Here is a 12,119-nt window from a genome sequence, read left to right as displayed (position 1 = left end):
AGGTAACTGGTTTTTCTTCTATTAATGACTTGTCTTTTTTGGCGAAGGTGCAATCAAACCAAGAAGGATAATTAGTACACCTGCTACCAAAGAGATGATTGAGGTCAATTGGAAATCATAAGTAGCTCCCGCTAGTGAGCTGCCTAGATAGCCGACAACTTGGCCTAAGATAAATGTCCAAAATAATGTTGCTAAGTAGCGCATGACGACACCTCTTTTCTGCGTATCTTGCTTTTCGACTTTAGTTTATCACAAAAAATTTCAATGTAAAGATTTTCACATTTTCATTTATTCTTTTCAAATTTGAAATAAAGCAGAAACAAACGGAATTATCATTTTCGGAGGGATTTTCTATGTATCATCAATTGACAACCTTAAGCGCGTATTCCTTACTTCAAAGTACGATCAAAATTCCTCGTTATATTGCTGCTGCCAAAAAAGCTGGTTATAAAGTTTTGGGGCTGGCAGATCACAATGTGTTATATGGAGCCTTAGAATTTTATCAGCAATGCCAAAATGCCGGAATCAAACCTGTGATCGGTGTGTTATTCGATTGCACGTTTGGCACATCCTCTATGCATTTTCCATTGTATCTTTTTGCAAAGAATCTATCAGGCTACCGATTATTGATGCGCCTTTCCAGTGAGAAAATGATCAACGGTCATTTGGATCTATCTGAATACTTAACGTTACCAGATCTGTTTGGTATTTTGCCGCAAGGGCAAGGTTTCTCTCCAGATCAATCGGAAGACTTGGCACAGCTTTCTCGAACACTGACAGACTTTGTCGCTCGGTTTGATCAAAAGAGTCTTTTCCTAGGTGTTCAAAAAGCAGCGGCAACGCCAGAAAGAGAGTGGTTTCAACAGCATGGTCTTGAGCTGTGCGCTTATCAACCCGTAGCAGCATTGGAACAAGCAGAACTATTTGCTGTTCAAGTCATGGAACATATTAAGAACGGTACTCAGATCGAAGATTTTCGTAAAGCGAAGGAACAATCTTCCGAAACGTATTATTTAGAACAGCCTGGGGAACTGATTCAGGCATTTGGAGAGAATTCAGAAGCATTGGTAAATAATCAGCGAATTGCAGAAGAATGTACTCTGACGATTCCTCTCCATCAACGTTTGCTCCCGCATTTTCCTTTAGAAAAAGGGGGAAATGCGGCTGATTTTCTTAGAAAACTGTGTTTTGAAAAGTTGCCTGAACGTATTACGCAGGTCACAGATATTTACCGTCAGCGTTTGGATTATGAACTATCCGTTATTCATACAATGGGATTTGACGATTACTTTTTGATCATTTGGGATGTGATGGATTTTGCTCACAAGAACGAAATTGTTACCGGCGCAGGGCGGGGCTCAGCAGCAGGTTCATTAGTAGCTTTCGTATTAGCCATCACCGATGTCGATCCAATTGAATATGACTTGCTGTTTGAGCGTTTCTTGAATCCCGAACGCTATACCATGCCCGATATCGATTTAGATATACCTGATAACAGACGTGATGAGATTTTGCATTATGTCCGTCAAAAATATGGTCAGGAGTACATGGCGCAAATTGCTACTTTTGGAACGATGGCGGCCAAAATGGTGCTGCGGGATGTCTCACGAGTATTTGGTTTGTCACAAAGCGAAGCCAATCGCTGGTCAAAAGCCATTCCTAATGCATTAAAAATGACATTGGCTTTAGCTTATGAACAATCTAATCAATTACGAGAACTGGCTACCTTCAACGAACGAAATGAAACGATGTTTGCAGTGGCTAAGGTACTGGAAGGATTGCCTCGACATGTTTCCACCCATGCAGCTGGTGTGGTGATCAGCGACAAGAATCTCTTGGACCTAGTCCCCCTTCAACAAGGAAGTGATGAGATCCTCTTGACTCAGTTCACAATGAATGATGTGGAAACAGTGGGATTGTTAAAAATGGATTTTTTAGGATTACGGAATCTTTCAATCATTGACAATACTTTAAGAGGGATCAAGCGAGTTACAAATGAAACAGTTACCCAGAAAGCCATTCCTTTAAATGACCCAGCTGTGCTGCGACTATTTCAGCAAGGCGATACTGCCGGGATCTTTCAGTTTGAGTCAGCGGGGATCAGAAATGTTTTGCGGAAACTGGGACCTGAAAGTATCGAAGATATTGCAGCCGTCAATGCGTTGTATCGGCCAGGACCTATGCAAAATATCGATACGTTTATTCGCCGGAAAAAAGGACAGGAAAAAGTCGTTTATCCGGATGCTGCTTTAGTGCCGATTTTACAAAATACCTATGGAATCATTGTTTATCAAGAACAAATCATGCAAGTTGCTTCTAAAATGGCAGGCTTTTCTCTTGGCCAAGCAGATATCTTGCGGCGAGCCATCAGCAAAAAGAAAAAAGACGTTCTGGATGAAGAACGGCGCCATTTTGTTGAAGGAGCCGTAGCCAACCATTTTTCCGCGGAGAAAGCAGAAGAAGTTTACGATTATATTGAGCGTTTTGCCAATTACGGGTTCAATCGTTCTCATGCGTTTGCCTACTCATTTATCGGCTTCCAAATGGCGTATTTAAAGGTACATTATCCAGGACCATTTTTTGCTGCATTATTGCACTCGGTTAGGAATAATCCAGGTAAATTAAAAGAATATTTGAATGAAGCGACTCGGTATGATGTAGCAATCTTACCGCCGTCCATCAACAAGAGTGGCTATAGTTTCTATCTTCAATCGGAAAAACAGATTCGTTTTGGCTTTAGCAGTGTTAAAGGAATACGTAGAGACCTGATTCAAGATATCTTAGATGAACGAAAGGAGAATGGGGCATTCTCCTCCTTAGATCAATTCCTGTTGCGCTTGCATCAAAAGAATAACAAATGGCTGAAGGAAGATTATATCCGTCCGTTGTTAAGTATTGGTGCGTTTGATGAATTGGTCACTAATCGGAAGCAAGCACTTATCCAATTAGAGGGAAAAATCCAAAATATCACCTATAGTGGCGGCAGTCTCGATTTGTTAGAGACAATGGCTCTCAAAGAAGCCGAAGTCGCTGATTATGACTTGGAGCAAAAGTTAGCGTTGGAAGAAGAATATCTAGGGGTTTATTTATCAGGGCATCCTGTTCAACAATATCAGAAGCTGCAACAGTTGAAGCAGACGATAGCAATCGCTGACTTAGTTCCCAATGAACGTGTCCGGATACTATTTTATGTGCGTCAAATTCGAGAAATCCGCACAAAAAAAGGAGAGCAAATGGCGTTTCTTGAAGGAACAGATGCTAGTAAAGAAGTCTCGATCACTGTTTTTCCCACATTGTATCGTCATGTACGATCTGACGTTGCAGAGAACGCCGTCTTGTATGTTGAAGGAAAAGTGGAAGTAAGTCGTTACAATGGTGAAATACAACTGATTGCTGATAAAATAGAGCTAGCTGAAAAAGCACAAGCACAGCTAACAGATCAAACGTGTTATCTGAAGATCACACGTGATGTTGAGACGAACCATTTGCAAGAATTGTCGCAGTTGCTGAGAAAGCATCGAGGACGGGTTCCTGTGGTGTTGTTCTATGAAAGTAACGGGAAAAAAGTGTTGCTGACGGAAGAGAATTGGCTAAAAAAAGACGAAGAAATGGAAAGAAAGCTTGGGCACTTGTTGGGAGAGGAAAATGTTGTTTTCAAGTAATTTTCCGAAAACGTTAAATTTTACTTACACTTTTTTCAACTTTTTCCCACTATTTCAAGACATTTCTCTGGAATAATGGTAAAATACTACTCGTGGTTATTACTTGAAAAGTATCAAATAAGGGAGTTCCAAATCCCTAAACAAATCTACTAATGAGGTGAATGGATAATGAAACGCATTGGAATTCTAACCAGTGGCGGCGATGCGCCGGGGATGAACGCAGCGGTTCGGGCAGTTGTAAGAAAGGCTATCTTTGATGGGCTAGAAGTGTATGGAATCAATTACGGCTATGCTGGTTTGGTAGCTGGAGATATTCGCCGTCTTGATGTGGCAGATGTAGGTGACAAGATTCAACGAGGTGGTACATTCTTGTACTCTGCGCGCTATCCTGAATTTGCGACACAAGAAGGTCAGTTGAAAGGAATTGAACAACTGAAAAAATTCGGCATTGAAGGTTTGGTCGTTATTGGCGGCGACGGCTCTTATCATGGTGCGATGGCACTAACACGCCATGGTTTTCCGGCGATCGGTATTCCAGGAACGATTGACAATGATATTCCTGGGACGGACTTTACTATCGGTTTTGATACAGCAATCAATACAGTATTGGAATCAATCGACCGAATTCGTGACACTGCAACTTCTCACGTCCGGACATTCGTAATCGAAGTAATGGGTCGCGGTGCAGGTGACATTGCGCTTTGGTCAGGAGTTGCCGGTGGGGCAGATGAGATCATCATCCCAGAACATGACTTTGATATGGCTGTTGTTGCGAACCGAATTCGTGAAGGACGGGACCGCGGTAAAAAACACTGCTTGATCGTCTTAGCAGAAGGCGTGATGGGCGGAAACGAATTTGCTGATAAATTATCTGAATATGGCGATTTCCACACACGGGTATCGATTTTAGGACACGTTGTTCGTGGTGGATCACCAAGCGCAAGAGACCGCGTTCTAGCAAGTAAATTTGGTGCCTACGCAGTTGAGTTGCTTCAACAAGGCAAAGGCGGATTGTGCATCGGTATCGAAAACAACCAGATGGTTGCTGCAGATATCATCGAAACGCTTGAAAACAATCGTCACAAACCAGATATTTCTTTATACGACTTGAACAAGGAAATTTCCTTTTAAGTTTAGGAAGTATGAAACGCAACAGTAATTTTGTAAAAAAAGCTTATTAAGCTATTTTAAATAAATGAATAGGAGCGTTTAGTAATGAAAAAAACAAAAATCGTCAGCACATTAGGACCAGCAAGTAATAGTGTAGAAATTATTTCTGAACTGATCGAAGCCGGTGCAAATGTCTTCCGTTTCAATTTTTCTCATGGAGATCATGAAGAACAATTAGGACGTATGACAATGGTGCGTGAAGCGGTCAAGAAAACTGGTAAAGATGTAGGGATTCTTTTAGATACTAAAGGAGCAGAAATCCGTACAACCGTTCAAGACACAACTGAAGCAGATTATGGTCGTGCCGGCTATATCCAATTCAACGTTGGTGACCAAACACGTATCTCAATGGACCCAGAACACAAAGGAACAAAAGAAAAGATTGCAGTGACATATCCTGGATTGTTTGATGATGTATATGTAGGCGGCCATATCTTATTTGATGATGGTTTGATCGATATGGAAATCATCGAAAAAGACGAAGCAGCACGTGAATTAGTTGTTGTTGTTAAAAATGCAGGAATGTTGGGTTCTCGTAAAGGGGTCAATGCACCTGGCGTATCAATCAGCTTGCCTGGTATCACTGAAAAAGATGCTGACGATATTCGTTTTGGATTAGACAATGATATCGACTTCATCGCAGCTTCATTCGTACGTAAAGCTCAAGACGTTTTAGAAATTCGTGAAATTCTTGAAGAAAAGAACATGACTCATGTACAAATCTTCTCTAAAATCGAATCTCAAGAAGGTATCGACAACATTGATGAAATCATCAAAGTTTCTGACGGTATCATGGTTGCTCGTGGAGACATGGGTGTTGAGATTCCAGCAGAAGAAGTACCAATGGTTCAAAAACGAATCATCAAAAAATGTAATGCGGTAGGTAAATCAGTTATCACTGCAACTCAAATGTTAGAATCAATGCAACAAAATCCTCGTCCAACACGCGCAGAAGCTTCTGACGTTGCCAATGCAGTCTTTGACGGAACAGATGCAACAATGTTATCTGGAGAATCAGCAAACGGAGACTATCCTGTACAAGCTGTTGCAACGATGGCTCGTATCGATATCGAAGCAGAAAATGCTTTAGCAGAAATGAGTACTTTCCAAATCAACCAATTTGATAAAACTGATGTAACAGAAACAATTGGTCTTTCTGTGGCACGTGCAGCTAAAAATCTTGGCGTAAAAACAATCGTTGCTGCAACTGAATCTGGCTATACTGCGAAAATGATTTCAAAATATCGTCCAGATGCAGATATCTTGGCAGTAACTTTCGACGAACGTACAAAACGTGGTTTGATGTTAAACTGGGGTGTTTATCCAACAGTTGCTGAAAAACCTTCAACAACTGACGAAATGTTCGAATTAGCAGCTAAACAAGCTGTGGATCTTGGTTTTGCCAAAGAAGGCGATTTGATTTTGATCACTGCTGGTGTGCCAGTTGGAGAACGTGGAACAACAAACGTGATGAAAATTCAAATGATCGGTTCTAAATTGCTTGAAGCACAAGGAATCGGTGAAAAATCAATCGTTTCTAATGCCGTTGTAGCCAACAGTGCAGAAGAAGCAATTGCTAAAGCAAAAGATGGCATGATCTTAGTTGTTCCAACAACAGATAAAGAATATATGCCTGCAATCGAGAAAGCAGCAGCACTTGTTGTTGAAGACGGCGGTTTGACTTCTCATGCAGCAGTTGTCGGCATTGCGAAAGACCTTCCAGTGATCGTTGGGGCAAAAGATGCCACAACAACGATCAAAGATGGTGAATTGATTACTGTGGATTCTCGTCGTGGAATCGTCTACCGTGGAGAAACAACAGCTATCTAATCTTCTTTTGAAAGATTCATTAATGGAGGCAACAGGCTCGTGCACAAGTAGCGAGTCTGTTGTTTTTTTCTCTAAAAGTATTCACTTTTTTGTGCGTAAAATTACAGCTTTAGAAATGAAAAAGGTGTCAAGAAAATTTCATTGACAAAGGGAAATAACCCCTGTATAATTGCTTTTGTTGCTTAGGGGTGATAAAAATGAAATGGTCTTTATTGGAATTAAAAAAATACCAAGAGACACCGCTGATGTTCGACGAAACGTTGAACTTAAAAAATCAATTGATAAAACGCGATGGACAGATCATTGATTTGTCTCCTGTGAAAATCACTGGCATGATGTCTGTTGGAAAACATGAATATCTCCTACATTATCGAGTGGAGACAACGATCACGTTACCTTCAACACGCTCATTGACTCCAGTTGCTTTACCAATGGATTTTACAGTGGATGAACTCTTCATGACACCAGAGCAATTTCAGCGGCGAGATGAAATGATTCCAGAAGAAGATGTCTTGATCATTGAAGGCCAGACGATCAGTTTGGATGATTCAGTTGCTGATAACCTATTACTTGCGATTCCCATGCAAGTCCTTACTGAGGAAGAAAAAAATAGCACAGAAATGCCGTCAGGAAATGACTGGGTTGTTTTATCAGAAAAAGACTATGCAAACCAAAAAGAAGCGCAAGCCCAACAAATTGATCCTCGTCTTGCAAAATTATCGGAACTGTTCAATGATTCAGAAGATGATAACGCGTAGGATTGGAATAAATTGCAGCCTCAAGGTTGCTTTCATTTACAAGGAGGTGTAGCAAAATGGCAGTACCAGCAAGAAGAACTTCTAAAGCGAAAAAAGCAAAACGTCGTACTCATTACAAATTGACAATCAACGGTTTGAACGAATGTGCAAACTGTGGTGAAATGAAAAAAAGCCACCATGTATGCTCAAACTGTGGTTATTACGATGGAAAAGATGTAGCAACAAAAGAAGCATAATCCTTTTTTACAGAAAAATGGATTTCAAAATCCTAAGGCTAACCATGGAGCCTTAGGATTTTTCTTTTTGTTTCAGATTAATTTCATGAAAACTAGAACTTTTCTGAAATAATTCTTACTCTTTGAAAGAGAATAGTTCAAAACAACTATCTTTTGCGCTATAATGAAACAGATAACTGAATCTTAGGAGGATGAGTGATGACAAAACAACAAATCGGTGTTGTCGGTATGGCAGTCATGGGAAAAAACTTAGCGTTGAACATTGAAAGCCGCGGTTATTCAGTTGCCCTATTCAACCGTACAGGATCTAAAACAGAAGAAGTAGTAAAAGAACATCCAGATAAAAACTTTAAAGCAACCTATACGATTGAAGAATTCGTACAATCGATCGAAACACCACGACGCATTCTTTTAATGGTCAAAGCGGGTTTTGCGACAGACGCAACCATCCAAGAATTATTGCCTCACCTTGAAAAAGGGGACATCTTGATCGATGGAGGCAACACATTCTTCAAAGATACGATCCGTCGTAATGAAGAATTAGCAAATTCTGGTATCAACTTTATCGGTACCGGAGTTTCTGGTGGAGAAGAAGGCGCATTGAAAGGCCCGTCAATCATGCCTGGCGGACAAAAAGAAGCTTATGAGTTAGTGGCTCCAATTTTGGAACAAATCTCAGCAAAAGCAGAAGATGGCACTCCTTGTGTTACCTACATTGGACCAAATGGTGCAGGACACTATGTAAAAATGGTTCACAATGGTATCGAGTATGGAGATATGCAGCTAATTGCTGAATCCTATGATTTAATGCAAAAAATTCTAGGGCTATCTGTTTCTGAAATGGCGGAGATCTTCTCTGAATGGAATAAAGGCGAATTAGATAGCTACTTGATCGAAATCACAGCAGACATCTTAACACGCAAAGACGATTTAGGTACTGGGAAACCAATCGTTGATGTGATTTTAGATGCTGCCGGCAACAAAGGAACTGGGAAGTGGACGAGTCAAAGTGCATTAGATCTTGGTGTTCCACTACCGTTGATCACAGAGTCTGTTTTTGCGCGTTATATTTCTGCTTATAAAGAAGAACGAGTGAATGCTAGCCAAGTCTTACCAAAACCTGAAGGATTCGAATTTACAGGAGACAAACAAGAATTTGTTGAGAAAATTCGGGAAGCATTGTATTTCAGCAAAATCATGAGCTATGCACAAGGTTTTGCGCAATTACGGACCGCATCAAAAGAATATGATTGGCAGCTGCCATTTGGTGAAATTGCTAAAATCTGGCGTGCAGGTTGTATCATTCGTGCGCAATTCTTGCAAAAAATCACCGATGCTTATGAAAAAGATGCGGATATCGAAAACTTATTGCTTGATGACTATTTCAAGGAAATCACAAAACGCTATCAACAATCCGTTCGTGATGTCGTAGCATTGGCAGTCCAAGCTGGCGTACCAGTCCCAACATTCTCTTCAGCAATTGCCTATTTTGATTCTTATCGCTCAGATCGTTTGCCTGCAAACTTGATCCAAGCACAGCGGGATTATTTCGGTGCCCATACGTATGAACGTACGGACAAAGAAGGAATCTACCACTACTCTTGGTATGAGGAAGAATAAGTCGAACAATTGAGAACGAATTAAGAGAATGACCGAACAGTGAGAACTTTCGGTCAATCTCTTTTTTATTTTTTAGATACATGATAAAATAAAGCAGATAGTGTCTAACTATATGCAGAATAACCGATAAAGGAGCTCTAACTAATGAGTAATATTCTAATCATTGAAGATGAAAAGAACTTAGCTCGATTCGTGGAATTAGAATTAAAGCATGAAGGCTATAATACCGAAGTACATTATAATGGCAGAACTGGATTGGATGCAGCGTTGAACAATGAATGGGATGCCATCTTACTTGATTTGATGCTACCAGAACTAAACGGATTAGAAGTTTGCCGTCGTGTGCGCCAAACCAAAAATACGCCAATCATTATGATGACAGCAAGAGATTCAGTGATCGATCGGGTCTCAGGGCTAGATCACGGAGCAGACGATTATATTGTGAAACCCTTTGCGATTGAAGAGCTACTAGCTCGTTTGCGTGCGTTGTTACGTCGAATCGACATTGAAGGAGACAAGAATGTTGCCAAACAAACGACGATCACTTATCGTGATTTAACCATTGAGAAAGAAAACCGTGTGGTGCGTCGAGGCAGTGATGTCATTGAATTGACGAAGCGTGAGTACGAGTTGCTTCTTACTTTGATGGAGAACGTCAATGTCGTCTTAGCCCGTGATGTTCTGCTGAACAAAGTTTGGGGTTATGAAACAGAAGTAGAAACCAACGTCGTCGATGTGTATATTCGTTATCTACGGAATAAGATCGACGTACCTGGAGAAGAAAGCTATATCCAAACTGTTCGGGGGACAGGATACGTGATGCGTTCGTGAGCTTGAAAAAAAGAATGAAAAAACTAAAAGAACTGAAGGGGCCTTCTTTGACTGTGAAGTGGGCCTTCGCAAGTTCTTTCTTTATATTTGTTGTTTTTACAATTTTTGCAGTCATCACCTACAAAACGTCTATCAACCTGATTGTGGCTAAAGAAGAAAATAACGTGGAGCGTACGATGTCGGAAGTAGCTTCCAGGTTAGCAAATTCAGACCAAGAATTGACATTGGTGCGAACCTATCGCAATTTAACTAAGAACGATAGTGGTGATACGAGCATCTACGACCGAACTTCAACAATTGATGGGAACTTAATGAAGATCGATTCGTTTATTTCCGAGTTAGGTCAGTCTCCTTTGAGCTTATTTGTTTATAATCTGAATCAGGAATTGATTTTCAAAACCCATGAAAATAATCTTTCTCTGATCGATGTGCAGCGAAAGCCGCCCACGATCGTGACATTGGACAATATTACAGGCTTTTTGTCGATCCAACCAATCTACTCAAAAGAAACGAGAGAAAAAATCGGTTATGCTCAAACATTTTATGAACTGACCTCATTTTATGAAATTCGCAGTAAGCTCTTGTTAACGCTGATCATACTTGAAGTCGTTTCCTTGATTCTCAGTAGCGTTTTAGGTTTTTTCTTATCTGCTTATTTCTTGCAGCCGCTGAAAGTTTTGCGGGATACAATGGAAACCGTTCGAAAGAATCCCCAATCGACCGTGCATATGCCTGAACTGAATACAAATGATGAATTATCTGATTTGGCAGACATCTTTAATGAGATGCTCGACCGTATGCGGCTATATATCGAGCAGCAAGAACGGTTTGTAGAGGACGTTTCTCATGAATTACGGACGCCAGTGGCAATCATTGAAGGACATATGAGCTTGTTACAGCGCTGGGGCAAGGACGATCCAGAAGTATTAGATGAATCGCTTGCAGCCAGCATGCAAGAAATCAGTCGAATGAAGACACTTGTGCAAGAAATGCTCGACCTTTCCAGAGCTGAGCAGGTAGATGTCCACTATGCAAATGAAACGACAAAAGCCAAAGAAGTCGTATACCAAGTATTTAATAATTTTAAAATTCTTTACCCGGAATTTGTTTTCACATTGGATGATGATCTTTACCACGAATTGACTTTAAAAATTTATCGGAATCATTTCGAACAAATTATTATTATCATCTTAGATAATGCCGTCAAGTACTCCACAGATCGCAAAGAGGTCCATTTATCTATTTCTTCTGATCGACAAACGTTTGAGATTGCAATTCAGGATTTTGGTGAAGGGATCAGCAAAGATGACTTGGATAAAATTTTCAATCGGTTTTATCGAGTGGATAAGGCAAGAGCAAGAACCAAAGGGGGGAATGGGTTAGGACTATCCATTGCTAAGCAATTATTGGAAAGTTATAAAGGGCGTATTACTGCAGAAAGTGTGATTGGGCAAGGAACGATTTTTAGAATATATATTCCTGTAGTTCAATCTAGTAAGGATGTTTTGAAATAGCGCAGATCCTCTGCGAAGGAATCAGCTGGTTGTTGTAGGTTAGCGACAATCAGTTGGTTTTTTCTTTATAAGGGATCTTACTTAGGGGACAGCGTTTCTGCTTGTTCATATAAACAGGAACGATTGAGGAACACGAATAGTTATAAAACGTAATTATTGCTATAAAAGCGAACGATGAGATAAAGAATAGAAGAAAGATTCGGCTAAAAAAAATGTTGAGAAAAAGCTTTGTTTTTTGTTGATTTTTCGCAGTAGAATTGCTATATTAGTATTTGTCTTTGTGATAGTCACTGTTTAAATCTTTCAAATATTTTTTCAAAATAAATGTTGACGAAGATTAAGACAGATGTTATTATAACAAAGTCGTCAGAAAACATTAGGTAAGACAACTTAAAAAGTTAGAAAAAACTTTCAAAAAAGTTGTTGACACAAAGCTTTCGAGATGATAAGATATAAAAGTCGCTGAGAGATGAAGAGTGATTAAATAACAATTGCTCG

Annotated in this window: 9 protein-coding genes; 8 read left to right on the top strand and 1 reads right to left on the bottom strand. The window is 40.1% G+C overall.

Going from position 1 to position 12,119, the window contains the following annotated elements:
- Nucleotides 1–21: 21 nt before the first annotated feature.
- The gene (locus tag EG2_RS15055; RefSeq protein ID WP_003127855.1) at nucleotides 22–204 is read right to left on the bottom strand and encodes a YjzD family protein; all 183 of its coding nucleotides are present in this window, start codon (nucleotides 202–204) and stop codon (nucleotides 22–24) included.
- A gap of 149 nt (nucleotides 205–353) precedes the next feature.
- Here EG2_RS15055 and dnaE point away from each other — a divergent pair, with 149 nt between their 5' ends.
- The 8 genes from dnaE (at nucleotide 354) to EG2_RS15015 (ending at nucleotide 11,621) form a co-directional block, all read left to right on the top strand.
- Nucleotides 354–3,662 (top strand): DNA polymerase III subunit alpha, encoded by a 3,309-nt coding sequence (dnaE, locus tag EG2_RS15050; protein WP_060815269.1) that lies wholly within the window; start codon nucleotides 354–356, stop codon nucleotides 3,660–3,662.
- Between the two features lie 168 nt (nucleotides 3,663–3,830).
- The gene (gene pfkA, locus EG2_RS15045) at nucleotides 3,831–4,793 is read left to right on the top strand and encodes a 6-phosphofructokinase (protein ID WP_003127857.1); all 963 of its coding nucleotides are present in this window, start codon (nucleotides 3,831–3,833) and stop codon (nucleotides 4,791–4,793) included.
- A gap of 84 nt (nucleotides 4,794–4,877) precedes the next feature.
- Complete coding sequence (gene pyk / locus EG2_RS15040) at nucleotides 4,878–6,662, top strand: pyruvate kinase (RefSeq protein ID WP_005472102.1); 1,785 nt, start codon at nucleotides 4,878–4,880, stop codon at nucleotides 6,660–6,662.
- A 197-nt stretch (nucleotides 6,663–6,859) separates the two neighbouring features.
- On the top strand, nucleotides 6,860–7,420 hold the full coding sequence (locus EG2_RS15035; RefSeq protein ID WP_060815268.1) for a YceD family protein: 561 nt from the start codon (nucleotides 6,860–6,862) through the stop codon (nucleotides 7,418–7,420).
- Nucleotides 7,421–7,476: 56 nt separating this feature from the next.
- Entirely contained in the window at nucleotides 7,477–7,656 is a 180-nt protein-coding gene (gene rpmF, locus EG2_RS15030) for a 50S ribosomal protein L32 (protein ID WP_060815267.1), read from the top strand.
- 198 nt (nucleotides 7,657–7,854) lie between these two features.
- Entirely contained in the window at nucleotides 7,855–9,276 is a 1,422-nt protein-coding gene (gene gndA / locus EG2_RS15025; RefSeq protein WP_060815266.1) for an NADP-dependent phosphogluconate dehydrogenase, read from the top strand.
- 144 nt (nucleotides 9,277–9,420) lie between these two features.
- The gene (locus EG2_RS15020) at nucleotides 9,421–10,107 is read left to right on the top strand and encodes a response regulator transcription factor (protein ID WP_003127863.1); all 687 of its coding nucleotides are present in this window, start codon (nucleotides 9,421–9,423) and stop codon (nucleotides 10,105–10,107) included.
- 14 nt (nucleotides 10,108–10,121) lie between these two features.
- Complete coding sequence (locus tag EG2_RS15015) at nucleotides 10,122–11,621, top strand: HAMP domain-containing sensor histidine kinase (RefSeq protein ID WP_082709580.1); 1,500 nt, start codon at nucleotides 10,122–10,124, stop codon at nucleotides 11,619–11,621.
- Nucleotides 11,622–12,119: the final 498 nt, after the last annotated feature.

Source organism: Enterococcus gallinarum NBRC 100675, from assembly GCF_001544275.1.
Lineage (GTDB): Bacteria > Bacillota > Bacilli > Lactobacillales > Enterococcaceae > Enterococcus_D > Enterococcus_D gallinarum.
This window is presented reverse-complemented; position numbering and strand designations above follow the sequence as displayed.